Source organism: Vibrio sp. Vb1337, assembly GCF_033338715.1.
Classification (GTDB): domain Bacteria; phylum Pseudomonadota; class Gammaproteobacteria; order Enterobacterales; family Vibrionaceae; genus Vibrio; species Vibrio alginolyticus.
The window spans coordinates 25,922-42,895 of record NZ_JAWOTD010000027.1; the positions used below are offsets into that span (position 1 = coordinate 25,922).

At 44.4% G+C, this 16,974-nt stretch carries 21 protein-coding genes; 12 read left to right on the top strand and 9 right to left on the bottom strand.

The annotated features are described in order from the left end of the window. Positions 1–13 precede the first annotated feature (13 nt). The gene (locus R7E42_RS21330; protein ID WP_213893319.1) at positions 14–841 is read right to left on the bottom strand and encodes an AraC family transcriptional regulator; all 828 of its coding nucleotides are present in this window, start codon (positions 839–841) and stop codon (positions 14–16) included. A 229-nt stretch (positions 842–1,070) separates the two neighbouring features. Between R7E42_RS21330 and R7E42_RS21335 the strand changes: the two genes are divergently transcribed. After that, on the top strand, positions 1,071–1,703 hold the full coding sequence (locus tag R7E42_RS21335) for a LysE family translocator (protein ID WP_005375522.1): 633 nt from the start codon (positions 1,071–1,073) through the stop codon (positions 1,701–1,703). Between the two features lie 79 nt (positions 1,704–1,782). Then, positions 1,783–2,205: a GNAT family N-acetyltransferase gene (locus R7E42_RS21340; protein ID WP_318072979.1), complete on the top strand. Its 423-nt coding sequence runs from the start codon at positions 1,783–1,785 to the stop codon at positions 2,203–2,205. A gap of 98 nt (positions 2,206–2,303) precedes the next feature. On the opposite strand, the gene R7E42_RS21345 is transcribed toward R7E42_RS21340, so the two are convergent. Beyond that, on the bottom strand, positions 2,304–3,998 hold the full coding sequence (locus R7E42_RS21345) for a phospho-sugar mutase (protein WP_042521498.1): 1,695 nt from the start codon (positions 3,996–3,998) through the stop codon (positions 2,304–2,306). 330 nt (positions 3,999–4,328) lie between these two features. Between R7E42_RS21345 and coxB the strand changes: the two genes are divergently transcribed. From coxB to R7E42_RS21365, 4 genes are read left to right on the top strand one after another with little or no spacing between them, the layout of a single operon-like run. Beyond that, positions 4,329–5,492 carry a cytochrome c oxidase subunit II gene (gene coxB, locus R7E42_RS21350; RefSeq protein WP_318072980.1) on the top strand — a complete coding sequence of 388 codons (1,164 nt, stop codon included), beginning with the start codon at positions 4,329–4,331 and terminating at the stop codon, positions 5,490–5,492. Further along, positions 5,489–7,120: a cytochrome c oxidase subunit I gene (gene ctaD, locus R7E42_RS21355; protein WP_005375510.1), complete on the top strand. Its 1,632-nt coding sequence runs from the start codon at positions 5,489–5,491 to the stop codon at positions 7,118–7,120. Before coxB ends, ctaD begins: the two co-directional genes overlap by 4 nt. Positions 7,121–7,140: 20 nt before the next feature. Continuing rightward, the gene (locus R7E42_RS21360; protein WP_017821600.1) at positions 7,141–7,680 is read left to right on the top strand and encodes a cytochrome c oxidase assembly protein; all 540 of its coding nucleotides are present in this window, start codon (positions 7,141–7,143) and stop codon (positions 7,678–7,680) included. Positions 7,681–7,731: 51 nt separating this feature from the next. After that, positions 7,732–8,616 (top strand): cytochrome c oxidase subunit 3, encoded by an 885-nt coding sequence (locus R7E42_RS21365; protein WP_137283114.1) that lies wholly within the window; start codon positions 7,732–7,734, stop codon positions 8,614–8,616. A 24-nt stretch (positions 8,617–8,640) separates the two neighbouring features. Here R7E42_RS21365 and R7E42_RS21370 read toward each other — a convergent pair whose 3' ends face one another. After that, positions 8,641–8,877 (bottom strand): DUF2909 domain-containing protein, encoded by a 237-nt coding sequence (locus R7E42_RS21370; RefSeq protein WP_005375504.1) that lies wholly within the window; start codon positions 8,875–8,877, stop codon positions 8,641–8,643. On the opposite strand from R7E42_RS21370, the gene R7E42_RS21375 reads away from it, so the two are divergent. Genes R7E42_RS21375 through cyoE form a run of 4 tightly spaced genes read left to right on the top strand, consistent with a single transcriptional unit; the run spans position 8,825 to position 12,116 of the window. Then, positions 8,825–9,667: an SURF1 family protein gene (locus tag R7E42_RS21375; protein ID WP_318072981.1), complete on the top strand. Its 843-nt coding sequence runs from the start codon at positions 8,825–8,827 to the stop codon at positions 9,665–9,667. The two genes, R7E42_RS21370 and R7E42_RS21375, sit on opposite strands and share 53 nt — an antisense overlap. Then, positions 9,657–10,193 (top strand): cytochrome oxidase biogenesis cluster protein, encoded by a 537-nt coding sequence (locus R7E42_RS21380; protein ID WP_213876052.1) that lies wholly within the window; start codon positions 9,657–9,659, stop codon positions 10,191–10,193. Before R7E42_RS21375 ends, R7E42_RS21380 begins: the two co-directional genes overlap by 11 nt. 11 nt (positions 10,194–10,204) lie before the next feature. Then, positions 10,205–11,224 carry a COX15/CtaA family protein gene (locus R7E42_RS21385; RefSeq protein ID WP_318072982.1) on the top strand — a complete coding sequence of 340 codons (1,020 nt, stop codon included), beginning with the start codon at positions 10,205–10,207 and terminating at the stop codon, positions 11,222–11,224. Next, positions 11,217–12,116 carry a heme o synthase gene (gene cyoE, locus R7E42_RS21390; protein WP_138939610.1) on the top strand — a complete coding sequence of 300 codons (900 nt, stop codon included), beginning with the start codon at positions 11,217–11,219 and terminating at the stop codon, positions 12,114–12,116. Before R7E42_RS21385 ends, cyoE begins: the two co-directional genes overlap by 8 nt. A gap of 82 nt (positions 12,117–12,198) precedes the next feature. Here cyoE and R7E42_RS21395 read toward each other — a convergent pair whose 3' ends face one another. Both R7E42_RS21395 and R7E42_RS21400 read right to left on the bottom strand, forming a co-directional pair. Then, on the bottom strand, positions 12,199–12,672 hold the full coding sequence (locus R7E42_RS21395) for an FKBP-type peptidyl-prolyl cis-trans isomerase (RefSeq protein ID WP_005375638.1): 474 nt from the start codon (positions 12,670–12,672) through the stop codon (positions 12,199–12,201). Positions 12,673–12,685: 13 nt separating this feature from the next. Next, positions 12,686–13,318 (bottom strand): thiol:disulfide interchange protein DsbA/DsbL, encoded by a 633-nt coding sequence (locus R7E42_RS21400; protein WP_136976471.1) that lies wholly within the window; start codon positions 13,316–13,318, stop codon positions 12,686–12,688. Positions 13,319–13,600: 282 nt separating this feature from the next. Between R7E42_RS21400 and R7E42_RS21405 the strand changes: the two genes are divergently transcribed. Next, a complete protein-coding gene (locus tag R7E42_RS21405) occupies positions 13,601–14,227 on the top strand; it encodes an OmpA family protein (protein ID WP_025768460.1) in 627 nt (208 codons plus the stop codon). Positions 14,228–14,418: 191 nt separating this feature from the next. On the opposite strand, the gene R7E42_RS21410 is transcribed toward R7E42_RS21405, so the two are convergent. The 4 genes from R7E42_RS21410 to R7E42_RS21425 form a co-directional block, all read right to left on the bottom strand. Continuing rightward, positions 14,419–14,778, bottom strand: a complete 360-nt coding sequence (locus tag R7E42_RS21410; protein ID WP_005375631.1) for a glutaredoxin family protein — start codon at positions 14,776–14,778, stop codon at positions 14,419–14,421. 111 nt (positions 14,779–14,889) lie between these two features. Further along, positions 14,890–15,432 carry a hypothetical protein gene (locus R7E42_RS21415; protein WP_213897602.1) on the bottom strand — a complete coding sequence of 181 codons (543 nt, stop codon included), beginning with the start codon at positions 15,430–15,432 and terminating at the stop codon, positions 14,890–14,892. Beyond that, on the bottom strand, positions 15,419–15,964 hold the full coding sequence (locus R7E42_RS21420; protein ID WP_005375627.1) for a YaeQ family protein: 546 nt from the start codon (positions 15,962–15,964) through the stop codon (positions 15,419–15,421). The genes R7E42_RS21415 and R7E42_RS21420 overlap by 14 nt, the downstream gene beginning before the upstream one ends. Before the next feature lie 89 nt (positions 15,965–16,053). Further along, a complete protein-coding gene (locus R7E42_RS21425; RefSeq protein ID WP_005375625.1) occupies positions 16,054–16,263 on the bottom strand; it encodes a cold-shock protein in 210 nt (69 codons plus the stop codon). Positions 16,264–16,628: 365 nt separating this feature from the next. Here R7E42_RS21425 and R7E42_RS21430 point away from each other — a divergent pair, with 365 nt between their 5' ends. Continuing rightward, entirely contained in the window at positions 16,629–16,916 is a 288-nt protein-coding gene (locus R7E42_RS21430; RefSeq protein WP_031781276.1) for an alternative ribosome-rescue factor A, read from the top strand. Positions 16,917–16,974 lie beyond the last annotated feature (58 nt).

Genomic DNA, 16,974 nt, shown 5'->3' on the forward strand with positions numbered 1-16,974 from the left:
CAATATTGCTGCTTTAGCTGTGACGGACGTATTGGCCGGGAGTGACGCCCATGGCTTTTTTAAAGTGTCGATGCAGATGGCTCTGATCATGGAAGCCACATTCTTGTGCCACGTCTGAAATTTTTTGTCCCATTTTTAGTAGCTTCTTCGCCATACGTAAACGTTGCTGAATTTGATAGGCATGAGGCGGAAAGCCAAATTGCTTTTGAAACTCTCTCAGCAGATGAAAAGGGCTTAATCCAGACAGTTTGGCGAGTTCTTCTAGTGAGACGTCCGTTTGTGGAAAGTCTTCCAAAAATTCTCTGACTAGCTGCACTTGTCGTTGAGCTCTGGTTGATTCTTTCAGTGGTGCCCGATGAGTACTGTGTTTACTGGCTAGCTTGACCAACGTGCCGTAAACCAAAGTTTCTCTCAATAAACGGTTGTCTGATTTTTCTAGTGTTTCAAATACCAATCGTAACTGACTAGCCAGCTCAGGATCGTAAACCACAGGTTGAGGGAAATAGGGCAGAGCTACATTTGGTGAACCAAGCTCTTGTCCTAAAGTTTGAAACTGCTGAGGTACGGGGTACATTGCTTTGTATTCCCAGCCGCCTTCCGAGGCTGAATGCCCGTTATGTACTTCATCTGCATTAACAAGGATGATGCTGTCCTGTGGCGCGATATGATTCCCGCCAGTCCTAAAAAATTGTTGTGCCCCTTTTTCGATGACACCAATAGTGTAACCTTCGTGGCTATGGCGTGAAAAATTCTGCTTCTCATACTTTGCATCGAGAAGCTCTAAACCTCCGAGCTCTTGAGCTATCTTGAAGGTAGCGATTTCCTTATTCTTTTCTTTCATCTTTATCCGGTCTGCTCAAGAAAATCATTTTAGAAGTGTAACGGATCCATCGTGCTTATTTTTGTACAAAATTGCTATTCGATTTTGATAAACAGGCGAATTGATTGCTCTTTTTCGGCTGGGCAAACTATGATTTTTATTTTTTGATTTATCTTGGCTATTTTGGGCTGGATGATGTCATTTTGTTGGTATAACATTCGCCGCCTTGTTGTAGAAAAGCGGTTCCATCATGATTGATTTATCTGTACTTCCTGTTTATCTCACCGCAGTTGTCGCCTTATTGCTCTTACCAGGGCCTGATATGTTGCTGATAGCGAGCTCAAGTATGAGTTACGGTAAGAAGGTCGGTCTGTTTGCTAGCTTAGGCAATGCGACGTCTGGTGTTATTCTTACTTTGCTTGCTGCGATGGGCGTATCTACCCTGATTGCCATGAGCCCAATAGCCCTTAAAGTCCTTCATCTATTAGGTGGCGCTTACTTGTTAAAAATGGGTTGGGACTGCTTACGAGCTGAGGCATCTTCGGCTCCAGAGCTTGATGGTCAAAACAAAATGGCATCAACTTATTATCAGCGTGCTTTGATGAGTAATTTGCTTAACCCTAAAGCCTTGGTCTTTTTTGTGATGTTTTTGCCGCAGTTTGTCTCAAGCAATATCACTGCATCTTCCGGTGAGCAGATGCTAGCGCTAGGGTTATTGTTGAACGTTCTTGGCTTGTCATTCAATTTATTACTTGTTGGGTTAGCAGGCACATTGGGCAAAGGGCTGCTCGAGAACGAAAAATTCCGCACGTATCAACATAAACTAATGGGGTTAGTGTTTGTTATTCTGGCGTTGTGGATGCTGAGTAGTTTCGCCTTGTAAAGTTATCATATTCCATTAGAAAGCCAGCAATTGCTGGCTTTTTGTTTTAGGATATTGGTGTTTCCTAAGGAGAGGATATATGAAGCTTGAATTTTGTTTAAATCCAGATCAAACAGACCTTGATTTTGTTCGTGAAGGTATTCGATCTTATAACCGAGTGCATTTACCTGAAGGGGAAGTGCATGCTGTAGGCTGTTTCGCAAAAGATGAGAATGGCAAGATCATGGGTGGCTTGACTGGCGAAATGTTTAAAAATACGGTGTTTGTTGAGTTTTTGTGGGTAGACGCCGAAAGTCGAACCTCTGGTCTCGGTAGTCAATTAATGTCGATGCTAGAACAAAAAGTAAAGCCTCATGGGGTTACCCATGTTTATTTGGATACCTACAGCTTTCAAGCTCTTGAGTTCTATCTCAAATTGGGTTTTGAGAAAGTGGGGCAGTACTCAGGCTATCCTGTAGAGGGCATCCACAAGTACTTTCTACAAAAGGAAATTGTAGGCTAGGGAAAGCACGGGTTAGCTTGACTTGTTCTAGTGAAAATCAAAAAAGAGGCGCGAATTTGCGCCTCTTGTTGTATCAAATATCTATGTTTCTCTTTGACTTACAAACTTTGCTGGTGCGCGTCGATAAGTTCGTTCATCTTCGCTTCTGCTGCTTGCTGTGCTTGTTCATAGCTCATATCCGCAGGGAAGAGGTTGATGACTTCGTAGTAACATTTTAGTTTTGGCTCAGTACCAGAAGGACGAACAATCACGCGAGATTGATCTTCTAGGTGATAAATCAATACGTCACTTGCTGGTAAGTCAATGGATTCTTCAGAGCCGTCGTCAAACATGCGAACCGATGTTTTAAGATCTTCGGTTACTGCAACTTTTTTACCAGCAATCTCTGTTGGTGGATTGGCTCGGAGTTTGTCGCCGATTGGTGGAGAGTTCGGGTCGAGAGCGATGCTGCGTTGTGCGTTGAAGTAGAAACCGTGCTCGCGGTACAGCTCTTCCAGTTTATCCCACAGTGTTTTGCCTTGCGCTTTAAGCTTGCCTGTTAGCTGTGAAAACGCGACGATTGCAGATAAACCATCTTTATCCCACACCTTGTTACCCACGGTATAACCGAGCGCTTCCTCATAAGCAAACAAGAATGGGTTGGTTTCTGTCTCTTGTTCCATGGCAACGTTAGTAAGCCATTTAAAGCCAGTTAATGTTTGATAGTATTGTGCGCCATGCGCCTTAGCGATGCTGCTCAGCATTCTTGAGGATACGATGGTGTTGCCAACCAAAGCGTTAGGTTGCTGTTCCAGCAAGTAATCGCCAAACAGTGAGCCCACCTGATCACCCGTTAGCATTTGATACTCGCCATCTGGGCGTTTAACTGCCACGGCAAAACGGTCCGCATCTGGATCGTTCGCGCAAGCGATATCGGCATCTACGGACTTACCTAATGCCATCACCATATCCATTGCACCGGCTTCTTCAGGGTTTGGGAAGTTGACGGTTGGGAAGCTTCCATCAGGTTCGCGCTGTTCCTTAACACTTGCCACTTTTTGGAAGCCTGCGTCGGCAAGTAGCGTTTCCGCCATATTCGCGCCAACGCCATGCATTGCGGTGTAAGCAATAGATATATCGGTATTGTTGTCAGGAGTAAGCAGCGCGTTTTCATTCATTGTCTTACGGTAAGTTTGGTAGTAGTCGTCTTCCAACCAAACTAACAAACCGTGCTGTTTTGCATCATCGAGAGACATTAAAGGTAATGGCTTCGTTGTTGCGTCATCAATTTTCGCTGCGATTCCAGAGTCGTGTGGAGGAATAATCTGTGCGCCATTTTCCCAATATACTTTGAAGCCATTGTATTCTGGTGGATTGTGGCTGGCAGTAACAACAACAGCGGCCGCAGCATTCAATGTACGGACACCAAACGCAACAATTGGGGTTGCTGCAACGTCATACGTTAGGTAAACCTTGATACCAAGGGCCGTCAGTACGGATGCGGTATCATGCGCGAATTGTTTTGAATCGGGACGACCGTCGTAGCCAATAACGACACCACGACTCGCGGCACCTTTGACTTGCTCAAGCAAATAGTTCCCTAAACCAGTGGCGGTCTCTTGAATCACCAAGCGGTTCATTCGGTTTGGACCTGCGCCCACTTTGCCACGTAAGCCTGCAGTACCAAAGGCAAGGCGTGAGCCAAAGCGATCAGTAAGCTCTTGTTCATTGTTCGTATCGACGAGGTGTTGTAGCTCTTCACGAGTCTTAGGATCAGGGTCTCGTTTTAGCCATTGCGTAATTAGTGCTGTCATATCAATCATTCCTTAGTAGGGGGAGCCTACTTTCTTGGACACTTCGTTTGGTAAGTATCTCAATGTTTTCTTTTAAATCAATGTAAATGGTTCTCAATTACATTTCAAAGAGGGCAATCGATAAACCGAATTAATTTTTCTTATCCGAACAAAATTTAATCATATTTAATTTCTTGAAGAACCTTGGAACTATAACTAGCCTTTTAACATAAATATAACAAACCGTGTCGAAATCGTAGTTTTTGTGATTTTTCGTAAAGTTGTTCGATATTTGCATCGGGACGCAAGGAAGCTTGCGTAGGCGTAGCGGCTGAGCAGAGGAGAGATCTTTTGAAAAGATTAACGACTACTCTAGCCTTATCACTGAATGTGATTTTAATCACATTTTCCTCTTTTGGTTGGTCAAAGGAAAATGACTACAACATGACAAAAGGGGTCACAGAGATAAGTGGGCAAGTGTATGAATTACATATGCTGATTTTCTATATCTGCTGTGTAATTGCTTTGATTGTTTTTGGTGTGATGTTCTATTCCATCTTCCGTCATCGCAAGTCAAAAGGAGCAGTTGCAGCACATTTCCATGAAAGCACAAAAGTGGAAATTATTTGGACGGTCATACCCATCATCATTCTTGTCGCTATGGCGATTCCCGCAACAAAAACTCTAGTAGCAATGGAAGACACAAGCCAATCGGATATCACGGTCAAGATCACAGGCTCGCAATGGAAATGGCATTACAGCTATTTTGGTGAAGATGTTGAGTTTTTTAGTTTGCTTGCCACCAGCCAAAAACAAATTGATGGAATCGAAGCTAAAGGCGCGCATTACTTACTGGAAGTAGACAACCCTTTGGTGTTGCCTGTGAATCGCAAAGTGCGTTTTTTGATGACTTCTGATGATGTCATTCACTCTTGGTGGGTACCAGACTTTGCCGTCAAGAAAGACACCATTCCAGGTTTTATCAATGAAGCATGGACAAGAATTGATGAGCCAGGCGTATATCGCGGTCAGTGTGCGGAGCTATGTGGTCGTGCACACGGATTTATGCCAGTGGTGGTGCATGCGATGGAAGAAGAAAAGTTCGATGAATGGCTAGCGAGTAAGAAGGAAGAACTCGCGCTTCAAAAAGCGGCGGCACAAGAAGCGCTCTCTCAAGACTTATCTATGGACGAATTGATGTCGCAAGGCGAATCGATATACACGGCGCGTTGCGCTGTGTGTCATCAGGCAAATGGTGAGGGGATTCCGGGTGCATTTCCCGCGATTAAAGGCAGTCCTATTGCAACCGGAGATGTTACAGAGCACATAGATATTATTGTCAACGGTCGCCCGGGCACCGCAATGCAGGCTTTTTCTAATCAGTTAAGTGACAAAGAAATTGGCGCGGTTATCACATATCAACGAAATGCATGGGGCAACAATACTGGCGATACAGTGCAAGCATCCGATGTGAATGCCTTTAAGGCACAAGGCAGTGCTAAGGAGGAAATATGAGTAAGCCAATAGATAAGGCAGTGAAGTCTGCGCCAGCAGAAGCCAGTGCGAACAGTACCATTGCGATCGATGATGGTCACGAGCATCATGCACCCCAGGGCATCACTCGTTGGTTGTATTCTACAAGCCATAAAGACATAGGCACCCTCTACCTTTGGTTTAGCTTTGCGATGTTTCTAACAGGTGGTGCGATGGCTATGATCATTCGTGCCGAACTGTTCCAGCCAGGGCTACAGCTAGTCGATCCGCAGTTTTTTAATCAAATGACCACGGTACACGGTTTAGTGATGGTATTTGGTGCGGTGATGCCAGCATTTACGGGGCTTGCTAACTGGATGATCCCGATGATGATCGGCGCTCCAGATATGGCGCTGCCGCGCATGAACAACTTGAGCTTTTGGATCTTACCTTTTGCATTTCTCATCTTGTTGAGCTCGTTGTTTTTACCTGGCGGCGGTCCTGATTTTGGTTGGACGTTTTATGCTCCGCTGTCCACGACTTATGGCCCGGATAGCACTGCGCTGTTTGTATTCTCTGTGCATATCATGGGTATCAGCTCCATTATGGGCGCGATCAACGTTATCGTGACGATCGTAAATATGCGAGCTCCGGGAATGACTTGGTTCAAGTTACCAATGTTTGTTTGGACTTGGTTAATTACCGCTTTCTTGCTAATCGCGGTTATGCCGGTATTAGCGGGTGCGGTGACCATGGTTCTTACTGACAAATATTTCGGGACTAGCTTCTTTGACGCAGCTGGTGGTGGTGACCCGGTAATGTTCCAACACATCTTTTGGTTCTTTGGTCACCCAGAAGTGTACATCATGATTTTACCGTCGTTTGGAATCATCTCCGCCATTCTGCCTGCTTTCAGTGGTAAGAAGCTGTTTGGTTATCATTCGATGGTTTACGCGACGTGCAGCATTGCATTGTTATCTTTCCTTGTGTGGGCGCACCACATGTTTACCACGGGGATGCCAGTTTTTGCTGAGCTCTTCTTTATGTATTGCACTATGCTGATTGCGGTACCAACGGGGGTTAAAGTCTTTAACTGGGTTGCCACCATGTGGCGTGGAGCTCTGACATTTGAAACGCCAATGTTGTTTGCCATTGCCTTTATTGTGCTTTTTACTATTGGCGGCTTCTCGGGACTGATGTTGGCGATTGTGCCGGCGGATTTCCAATATCATGACACTTACTTCGTGGTTGCCCATTTCCATTATGTGTTGGTATCTGGTGCGGTATTCTCGATCATGGCAGCGGCATACTACTGGCTACCTAAGTGGACGGGCAATATGTACGACCACAAGCTGAGTTTATGGCATTTCTGGTGCTCAATTATTTCCGTCAATGTCCTGTTTTTCCCAATGCACTTCCTAGGCTTAGCGGGCATGCCAAGACGCATACCGGATTACGCCATTCAGTTTGCTGATGTTAATCAAATAGTATCAATTGGTGGGTTTGCATTCGGGTTGTCACAACTGATCTTCTTATGGTTGGTGATCAAGTGTATTCGTGGCGGGGAAAAGGCTTCTGCAAAACCGTGGGAACGTGCGGAGGGCTTAGAGTGGACAGTGCCAAGCCCTGCGCCGCATCATACGTTTACTACACCGCCTAAGATTGACTAGCAAAGAGTGGGGTGAGTGACATGAAACCGAATCCATCAAACAAGAAGCTCACAGTGAAGTTGCTTTTGGCGACCCTGTTAATGTTTGGCTTCGGCTATGCACTGGTCCCACTTTATGACGTGATGTGCGACGCACTGGGAATCAATGGAAAGACAAGTGAAGTGGCCGCCATTCAACCGACAGGTATGCAACCGGACATGAGCCGAACTATTCGCGTGGAGTTTATGGCGCATGTCAGCCCAGATATGCCTTGGGAGTTTAGACCCAAAGTGATTTCGATGGATGTTCACCCAGGTGAAGTCGTGCAAACCGAATACCTTGCATTTAATGAAAGCGGGCAGAAGTTGGTGGGGCAAGCCGTTCCTTCTGTTTCTCCCGGGACTGGAGCTGCTTACTTCAATAAGATTGAGTGTTTTTGTTTTAACCAGCAGCCTCTGGATGGTAAACAGCAAGCTCAAATGCCGTTGATTTTTTATATCGAACCGGACTTGCCGGAGTCTATACACACGTTAACGCTGTCTTACACACTCTATAAACTTCCCCCTCCTACAGGCTCTTAGCCACTCAGGGAGAGAGATACAGACCAAGGTTGGTCAGTAAGGAGAGAAATTATGAGTAACAAGCCAGGAACATATTATGTTCCCGCTCAAAGTAGCTGGCCGATCATCGGTGCATTTGCTCTGTTTTTGGTTGCTGTTGGCGCAGGCATGACCGTCCAGGGGACACAAAGTGACGGTGCAGTGGGAACCATTGGTGGCATTGTGCTAGCGGTGGGCTTCTTGTTCTTGCTTTACATGTTGGCTGGTTGGTTTAGTAATGTGATTACTGAATCACTGAGTGGAAAATACAGCTCGCAAATTACTCGTTCTTTTCGCCAAGGAATGAGCTGGTTTATCTTTTCTGAAGTGATGTTTTTTGGTGCCTTTTTTGGTGCCTTGTTTTACGCCAGAATGATTTCTGTGCCTTGGTTAGGTGGGGCAGATAATAACTTCATGACCAACGAAGTCCTGTGGCCAACCTTCGAAGCGATGTGGCCACTCACACTGACACCGGGGGGAGAAACAACACAAGCTATGCCGTGGCAGGGCATACCCCTTACCAATACTATCTTGCTGCTATTGTCGTCTATTACGCTACATATGGCGCATATAAGCCTTGAACAAGACAAAAGAACGGCACTGATTATTTGGTTAGAGATAACCATCATACTTGCTGGCTTTTTCCTATATTACCAAGCGGTTGAGTATGTTCATGCTTATCAAGACATAGGGCTCACGTTGCAGTCCGGTATTTACGGTAACACGTTCTTCATGTTGACGGGATTCCACGGTTTACACGTTTGTCTTGGGACTATCTTCTTAATCGTGCTGCTGTTCAGAATCGCTAAAGATCACTTTTCGCCAAAGAACCATTTTGCCTTTCAAGCGGGCAGCTGGTATTGGCATTTCGTGGATGTGGTTTGGTTATGTCTGTTTGTGTTTGTTTACGTACTTTAGGCTCAGTGTGAACTCTTGGTTCGACTAATAAGGGCGAGGGTTTGGCGCTAGCCAACCCGAGCTGAGCGCAATAAGCAGAAGGACGACCACCAAAGCGGAGAACATGACTCGACGGCCTAAGTAATGACTCATGGGTTTGTCTCTTTTTTCAGGATTATCTGGGTCTTCACGAACCATTTCGATAAGCGCTTTTGCGAGGTTGAAGATAATGAAAAGCAGCAAAAGGACAAGCGTCAGTTTGAATAGAAATACGGTGGACATAGCACCTCCGGTTTCATCATTGTTGTTATCAAGACAATTATGGCTATCGAAACGGTTTTGGGTTGCAGTTGGTTTAACTGTGGTTGTGTTTTCTCTTTTGGTCAAACTGGGTTTTTGGCAGTTTGAGAGAGGGCAAGAAAAACAAGCATTGGAACAAGCCATTCTCGCGCGTGCGGATAGTGCGTACCAAGCACTAAGCGTCGTTCTTGAAGACAACGACTGGCGAGAGGAAAGTATCCTCGGGAAAAAAGTGGAAGTTAATGTTGTTCCTCAGGCGTTTCCCGTAATTTTGTTAGACAACCAAACGCATCAAGGCAGTGTGGGATATTTAGCATTTCAGATTGTATTGACGAGCGATGAGCCTAGTACCTATGCGTTATTGGAGCTTGGTTTTGTCGAGGGAAGAGCAGATCGCTCAATGTTACCAACGGTCACCAAACTCGATAATTCGATTTTCATCACAGGACGCCTGTACCGAAAATCTACTAATCCACTGAGCTCAGAGTTAATGCCGGAAGTTGGCGATGTTATTCGCGTGCAAAACCTAAACATCGCGCAATTGAATCAGCTACTGAATATTGAACTTATGCCCGCAGTCTTGCAGCCAGACAATTTAACTCGTTGGCCCTATGACTTTCCTTGGAATCCATTACCACTCAATAGTGCCAAACATTTTGGCTATTCGATTCAATGGTTTTCGATGGCAGGTGTTTTCTTAATACTGACTTTAATTGTTTTTGTTCGTTGGCAAAAAAAGTTGCGTCACATGGAGGTGAAGCATGACATCTAAAGTAACCAAAGGACGACTAATGTTGATTGCGCTGGTTTGTACGTTCGCGCTTCCCGCTGTCATTGCAAAAGTCATTCTCACACAAGGGTGGTATCAAAGCGGAGTGACCAATAGAGGCGAGTTAGTCGAACCATACACGACGTTAGAGCAACTTGGTCAAGAGTCACCTCTCAAAGACCATGGTTGGCAACTCGCTTATGTATTGCCTAACGAATGCACTGAAGAGTGTAAACAGCAGCTTTACCTGATTCAGCAAAGCCATGTTGCTTTAGGTAAGTATCAAGAGCGAGTAGTGCCAGTCGTTTGGCAGACTGAGCATTCAGATCCCATTGAAGTATCGATGTTAGCGATGCAAATGAATGAATTGGTTACCGCAAAAGTGAAACCTGGGCAAATGTTGATCGTTGATCCTCTTGGGCAGCTGGTGATGTCTTACTCGCCGAAACCAAATGAGGACTTAGTCCTATTGAATAAAGGTATGTTGGCGGACTTACGCAAGCTCTTAAAACTGTCACGAGTCGGTTAGAGGAAGTGCATATGAAATTAATTCAGTTGGTTAGATTCAGTTTGCTGCTAACTCTCGTGGTGATCATGTTAGGGGCATATACTCGCCTTTCAGATGCAGGGTTAGGTTGCCCGGACTGGCCTGGTTGTTATGGGCACTTTTCTGTGCCGCATCAAGAAGAAGACGTCATACGTGCTAACCTGAACTTCCCCGAGCGGGCAGTAGAGCATGAGAAAGCATGGCTTGAGATGGTTCATCGCTATTTTGCAGGAACGTTAGGTTTAGTCATTTTTGCGATGGCTGCAATATCAGTAAGGTCTGAGCGTGTAAATTCAATCATTCCGATGTTGCTAAGCGTATTGGTGATTGGGCAGGCACTTTTGGGAATGTGGACAGTTACTCTTAAATTAATGCCCGTCATCGTGATGCTTCACTTGCTCGGTGGTTTTGTTTTATTGGCGTTACAGGCGATTTTTTACTGCCAATTAAAAGCGCAAAACAATCTCTATTTCTCTCCATCTTCTAGCTCTCTGAGAGGCTTTTCATTGTTGGTTTTTCTGGTTGTATTGGTGCAAGTGCTCCTTGGAGGATGGACTTCGTCAAATTATGCTGCGCTGATGTGTACCACACTGCCGATTTGTGAGGGAGACTGGATGAGCCATCTCTCATGGAAAGAAGCGTTTTCTTTCTGGCAAACTGGATTCGAGAATTATGAATTTGGTGTCTTGGAGTATCCGGCAAGAATGACTATACACGTCACTCATCGTATAGGTGCTATTGTTACCGCCACCGTGGTATTGGCTTATAGTATTGGGCTTATGAGGCAAGATTCTCATCATTCACAGAGAATCGGAGGGTGGTTGTTATTCACTCTGGTGTGCCAAATTATGCTGGGTGTAAGCAACGTAGTATTTCAACTTCCTATCTATGTCGCGGTGGCGCACAACCTTGGTGCCGCTGTTATGTTGAGTCTCGTTTGTGTTAGCCAGTTTTACTTGTGGCAGGGTAAAACGGCTTGGAATTACACCGCGAAAGGAGTTCGCTATGAGTAAAGAAATCGCGCTGTCGTTAAATGGGCGAAAGCGACTAAGTTCCGTTTATTTGAAGTTAACGAAACCTAAAGTGGTGGCGTTAATGTTGGTGACGGCAGTAGTAGGGATGAGCTTAGCCCCGGTTGATGATTTCCCCTGGTTGCACGCGGTAGTTGGCCTAACGGGGATTGGTCTGATGGCAGGGTCTGCGGCAGCGTTTAATCATCTAATTGACCGCCGAATTGATGCGAGAATGGCACGTACACACAAACGACCATTGCCATCGGGTGAGACTAAACCATCATCGGTGATAGCCTTCGCTACAGTTTTAGGTGTCTTAGGGTTTGTACTTCTATATGCGATGGTCAACCCGCTGACGGCATGGTTGACTTTGATGAGTTTGCTCGGCTATGCGATGGTATACACAATGTACCTCAAACGTGCTACGCCCCAAAATATCGTCATTGCAGGGATTGCCGGTGCGATGCCGCCTCTTCTCGGTTGGACTGCTGTAACAGGGCAATTACATGCGAATGCTTGGCTGCTCGTGATGATCATTTTTATCTGGACGCCTCCACATTTTTGGGCTCTGGCTATTCATCGTGTCGAGGATTACCGCAAGGTAGATATTCCCATGCTGCCAGTGACACACGGCATTGAGTACACCAAAACTTCTATTCTGTTGTATACGGTGCTATTGACTTTGGTTTGTGTCCTACCGGTTTTGGTTGGTATGGTCGGCGTGGTGTATCTTTTTGCCTCGCTACTACTCAATGCTGGCTTTATGTACCATGCATGGAAGCTAAAATATGCACCAGAGCCAAATACCGCGATGGAGACGTTTAAATTCTCTATCTATCATCTTTTGGCGTTGTTCATTGCATTGCTTTCGGATCACTATATTGGTTTTTAACCTTTCTTAAAACAGAAAACGCCGCGTGGTTCGCGGCGTTTTTGGTTTTGATACTTTGGCTTTAAGACAAAGCTTTCTAGATTTATTGAATTTCTAGCAGTTCAACATCAAAGATCAAAACACTTGCTGGTGGAATTGGGCCAGAGCCACTCTTACCATAGCCAAGCGTGCTTGGTACGAAAAGGCGGATTTTCTCACCTTCTACCATGTATTGTAGACCTTCTTGCCAGCCTTTAATGACTTGGTTAAGACCAAATGAAATAGGCTCACCACGATTAACAGAGCTATCGAATACCGTGCCATCAATCAAGGTGCCGTGGTAGTGTACTTTTACTTTACTTGTTGCCGTTGGGTGAACCTCACCTTCGCCTTTTTCAAGAACCATGTATTGAAGGCCACTTTCTGTTGTGATGACGCCTTCTTTTTTCGCATTTTCTAGTAAGAATGCTTGGCCTTTGGCAAAGTTTTCATCTGCTACTTTATGGTTTGTCCAAGTACGGTAAATGAAAAAGCCCGCCAAAATAAAAATAATAAGAGGAAACAAAAATTTAGACACGTAATCTCCTTGTCTATTTAGGTTGTTTTAGCAAAAAGTTGATGGTTTCTGCCATGGCTTCAACGCTGTCATGACCACCAGTAATCACTTGATATTTTCCGTTTACGATAAAGGCTGGAACGGAGTTAATTTGGCCGCGAGTCGTGATCGCTTCTGCCTTAGTGATGTACTCAAACAGCGTTTTTTGCTGTGCTTCATCTAAATGGTAAGGGCTGATAAGGTTGCGAGACTCAAAGGCTTTCTCTACGGCGATTTGGCGTTCCTCAGCCGTTGCATCGGCACCCATTTGCACAGCAGTAAAAAGATCCGCCATAAACGCTTTATCTGGTGTTGATTCAAGCTGCATTACGGCAGTATAGAAGATGATGGCGCTCACTTGTGCACTTTCATTGAACGTTACATGCATTTTTTCAACGCTTTGATCGGTCAATGATTCAATTTGAGGGACAAACTCTTCCATTGAGCGGCAGTGGCCACAAGTTAAAGAGAATGCTTCAGTCAGGGGAGCTAAATCATACTCTTCAAGGGATACTGGCACAACTTCGTATTGTTTGCCTTGCTGAGGCTGACTCTTGCCGCTATCGCATGCCGACAAAGCCATTACGGCAACAACAACAGCAAAGCCTTTCGATATGGTTTTTAACATAGTAGTGCTCTAAATGAGAAATTTGCGTTAGTTTATCGGTTAACGATAGTGACTAAAACCATTAAATAACAATAAAGTGAGACCATTGGTAACAGACTTTGCCTGACGTATGGACTGTAAGGGTAGGGTATTTTAGTGTTGCGTTTTACTTGAGAGATGATTTTGCATTGACTCCAGTGGCATGAACGCTGCATAGACAAACCAATCGGTGGACAAAAGCGCTAAAGATTCGGCGTGTTTTGTCGACACAATGAACAAGAGTTTTTCTACGTTGGTAATGGTATGAAGCATTGGTTTTTAATTGTTTGTGGCATTCTGGCCGGGTGCAGCAGCCTCGATCAAGATATGGTCCCTGGTGGGAACATTTTAGATACAGCTCCTAAATCAAACACTGAGCTGAGACACCCAGAGTGGGGATACCCGAGCGCATCCAATGTGGCTTCTTCCCCTCGTTCATATCAAACAGCGAGGGCGTCAGTAAAAAAGTCGCAAAACGTGACCTCTCTGGAAATGTTCCTGAGCAGGCATAACATTCCTCACGAGACGCTCAGTGGTGGTCACCTGATGATACGTTTGAAAGAGCAAGTGCATTTTCAAACGGGTTCTGCACGGTTATCTGCTCAATCTCAAGACTGGATTCGAAACATTGGTCACTATCTGGCTGGAAGAACTGATGTTGATGTCGTGATTGATGGTCATGCGGATAGCACGGGAGCTGAAAGCTTCAATGACACGCTATCTGAAAAGCGAGCTCGTGAAGTAGAAAAACAACTATTGGCGACGAGTATTCCACGTCAACGAGTGTTTTCTAGAGGCTTCGGAGAGTATGTACCGAAGTGCAGCAATGCGACAGCGAGTGGTAAAGCTTGCAATCGGCGCGTAGAGCTAACATTGATCGTGGATGAATAACGCAGACGTTAGGCGGTAATCTTCGTTGTGTTGTTCTCGCATACCCGTTATTTGCTTAGTGGAGTTTAAGTTCGGAGTTGAGCAAGAAGACTGAATAAGGAAAGCTCGCACGGCAACATTTAGCTAGAAAAAATAGAAAAGAGGCACCGTTAGGTGCCTCTTTTACATCCGCCAATGTTCATAGGGGGAACTTAGGCAAATTCTTTTTCAACGTAAGCGACGATGTCAGATGACTCGTATAACCACTGTGTCTCGCCATCTTTTTCGATACGAAGACAAGGGACTTTAACTCGCCCACCACCTTGCTCTAGTTCAGCTCGATGAGTCGGGTTATTTTTTGCATCACGTAGCTCAATGTTCACCGATTGACGCTTCATTGCACGGCGGACCTTTACGCAAAAAGGGCAGGCTTCAAATTGGTAAAGTGCGTATTGTTTCGCTTTTTCATCAATACGTTGCTGTTCTTCTGCGGTGCGCTTAATACCACGAGGTGAGAACACCGCGTTCAGCAATAAGATAACCTTGCCTAAAATCCAACGGATAAACTTCATAATGATCCCTTGATGTTCATTGGGTAATTGTCCTTTAAGAATGCAATCATGATGCTTGTTGCACTGAGCGTGAAGTCTATCAGTTGTTTGAAATGGATAAAACCATGTATTTTATGCGGAAAATAGACGTTTAAACCAACCCCAAAAGCCACTTGCTGAAGCCGGACGGGCTTCTTTACCTTGATAAAAACTTTGCATGAGTTCGGTTCTGAATGCATCAACGTCCATGCGTTTTATGACAAGCTCGTGCTGCAATGTATTTTGAGTCTGCTCGGCATGATCGTGCGCCAAGCTGAAATCCATATTTAAATAGCCTTGCGTGTATAACCAAAGGTGGGTGACTAAGATTAGGTCTTCAGCAGATTGGTTAGTAAACTTATCCGCGTGCTCATTACCCAAGGAGTCAGTCAGAACTTGCTGCATACGCTGGGTAGAGTGAGCATTTTGCTCGTAGTTAGCACTTGCTTCAATATGTGATTTGGTCAAAAGGCCAAGCAGGTGAAGAGTAGGTGCTGTTGTGGGTTTGTTCTCACAAACTTTTGTAAATAGTTGTGACTGTTCTTTTAACCAACGTCGCTTTGCTGCTTTATGTTCTTTAACAAAGGGGATTTCTTCAAATCCCATCTCTTGACTCAGTTCACTAAGAGACGTCATGGTTTTTTAGTTCCTTCACCGTTACTTCGATATGCTGATCATTGATATCAACAAAAATTGAGCTGCCAGTAATCATAACAGAAAGGCTAGTACCTCGGTCAAGGTGCTGACAAATCAAGTCGATAGCGTCATAGTCAAAGCTCTCTACGTTGACGGGAAGCATTGAGAACTTTCCTGACATTTTGTCCCACCAGACAGCCGCTTTGGTGTTATAAGTGTAAACTTTTACATGCTTTGCTAGGCGAGAAGCTTTCTTAATTCTGTCTGGTTCTGGTTCGCCAATTTCAATCCAGTGAGTAATGCTTTGATCATCGCCAACATGCCATAAATCAGGCTCTTCAATCGTAGAGAGTCCTTTTGTAAACTCCAGATTGCTTTGAGCATTTAAACAGTAAGCTAGAATGCGAGCCAACATTCGTTGCGGCTTTTCAGAAGGGTGAAGGGCGATAGTTAGATTTTTAGAATCGTAATAGTCATTATTCATATCGGAAATGGCGATACGAAATTTGTAAATGGTTGGTTTAAGAGCCATAGATTTATATCGTTTTGTTGGCAAAATAAGTTTTAGGCAAAAAAATAGCCAGCTTTAAAAGCTGGCTATCGTATCAAATTCTTTAAGAATTAAAGTACTTTGATTTGCTCTGCTTGAGGGCCTTTTTGACCTTGAGAGATAACAAATTCTACTTTCTGGCCTTCAACTAGAGTGCGGAAGCCGTCACCAGTGATTGCAGAGAAGTGAGCAAATACGTCAGGACCGTTTTCTTGTTGAATGAAACCGAAGCCTTTAGTTTCGTTGAACCACTTAACTGTGCCAGTAGCTGTGTTAGACATGTCTATTTCCTAAATATCTAAATAATGTAATCTTTCGCCTCAACGGCGCTTATAGCGTGGAAAAATAAATTGCTATTGCGTACCACAGGACGACGGGTTACAAGTAATCCAACGAAATGTGAAAACAAAGAACTTTCTTTCTAGCCGTGTTTGAGTCTAGGTTAATTCCACGAAGAGTCAACATATATTAGTGCTTTATGGACAAATATTTGTATTTAGTCACTATTTAACCAGCATGTTTTTGATTAAATTTCAAATAAATGACGGTGATGTGAAGTTTTTTAGCATAAAATTCAACTAAATCTATAAATTTGACTTATTTATATAATTATTGTCCAATCTGGTTCGACCATTAAGGAGGATTTATGGCAAAGCGTAAAATCAGTCCTCAACCGAGTGGCTCACAACATGAGACCGACTTCGGCAGAGGTGAAATCAAAGACAACGCGTTAAAAGCGGTTGTTACCAGTCAGCTGTTCCAAACACGAGTCGTTAAAGCGAAAAAAGGTAAAGGTAGCTTCAGCCGTAAAATGAAGCATAAAGGCAAAGAGCCCTATTCAAAGTTCTCCCCAAGGTGGATTTTGAATAGGGCTTTTTTATTGGTACTAGGTGTTTGCAAAACTGATGATATTCAATTTTTTAGTACCAGATAAGTTTTCCTAATTTATCATGTACTGCTTCAACTGCTTCAGCGAACCAAGTGCTTCAGCG

What these genes read in the sequence shown, in the direction of transcription:
- R7E42_RS21400 (WP_136976471.1), bottom strand. Translation starts at nt 13,318, where the DNA reads ATGTTAAAAACCATATCGAAAGGCTTTGCTGTTGTTGTTGCCGTAATG.
- ctaD (WP_005375510.1), top strand. Translation starts at nt 5,489, where the DNA reads ATGAGTAAGCCAATAGATAAGGCAGTGAAGTCTGCGCCAGCAGAAGCC.
- R7E42_RS21420 (WP_005375627.1), bottom strand. Translation starts at nt 15,964, where the DNA reads ATGGCTCTTAAACCAACCATTTACAAATTTCGTATCGCCATTTCCGAT.
- R7E42_RS21360 (WP_017821600.1), top strand. Translation starts at nt 7,141, where the DNA reads ATGAAACCGAATCCATCAAACAAGAAGCTCACAGTGAAGTTGCTTTTG.
- R7E42_RS21385 (WP_318072982.1), top strand. Translation starts at nt 10,205, where the DNA reads ATGAAATTAATTCAGTTGGTTAGATTCAGTTTGCTGCTAACTCTCGTG.
- R7E42_RS21430 (WP_031781276.1), top strand. Translation starts at nt 16,629, where the DNA reads ATGGCAAAGCGTAAAATCAGTCCTCAACCGAGTGGCTCACAACATGAG.
- R7E42_RS21410 (WP_005375631.1), bottom strand. Translation starts at nt 14,778, where the DNA reads ATGAAGTTTATCCGTTGGATTTTAGGCAAGGTTATCTTATTGCTGAAC.
- R7E42_RS21365 (WP_137283114.1), top strand. Translation starts at nt 7,732, where the DNA reads ATGAGTAACAAGCCAGGAACATATTATGTTCCCGCTCAAAGTAGCTGG.
- cyoE (WP_138939610.1), top strand. Translation starts at nt 11,217, where the DNA reads ATGAGTAAAGAAATCGCGCTGTCGTTAAATGGGCGAAAGCGACTAAGT.
- R7E42_RS21345 (WP_042521498.1), bottom strand. Translation starts at nt 3,998, where the DNA reads ATGACAGCACTAATTACGCAATGGCTAAAACGAGACCCTGATCCTAAG.
- R7E42_RS21375 (WP_318072981.1), top strand. Translation starts at nt 8,825, where the DNA reads ATGAAAAGCAGCAAAAGGACAAGCGTCAGTTTGAATAGAAATACGGTG.
- R7E42_RS21340 (WP_318072979.1), top strand. Translation starts at nt 1,783, where the DNA reads ATGAAGCTTGAATTTTGTTTAAATCCAGATCAAACAGACCTTGATTTT.
- R7E42_RS21380 (WP_213876052.1), top strand. Translation starts at nt 9,657, where the DNA reads ATGACATCTAAAGTAACCAAAGGACGACTAATGTTGATTGCGCTGGTT.
- R7E42_RS21370 (WP_005375504.1), bottom strand. Translation starts at nt 8,877, where the DNA reads ATGTCCACCGTATTTCTATTCAAACTGACGCTTGTCCTTTTGCTGCTT.
- R7E42_RS21330 (WP_213893319.1), bottom strand. Translation starts at nt 841, where the DNA reads ATGAAAGAAAAGAATAAGGAAATCGCTACCTTCAAGATAGCTCAAGAG.
- R7E42_RS21405 (WP_025768460.1), top strand. Translation starts at nt 13,601, where the DNA reads ATGAAGCATTGGTTTTTAATTGTTTGTGGCATTCTGGCCGGGTGCAGC.
- R7E42_RS21425 (WP_005375625.1), bottom strand. Translation starts at nt 16,263, where the DNA reads ATGTCTAACACAGCTACTGGCACAGTTAAGTGGTTCAACGAAACTAAA.
- R7E42_RS21415 (WP_213897602.1), bottom strand. Translation starts at nt 15,432, where the DNA reads ATGACGTCTCTTAGTGAACTGAGTCAAGAGATGGGATTTGAAGAAATC.
- R7E42_RS21335 (WP_005375522.1), top strand. Translation starts at nt 1,071, where the DNA reads ATGATTGATTTATCTGTACTTCCTGTTTATCTCACCGCAGTTGTCGCC.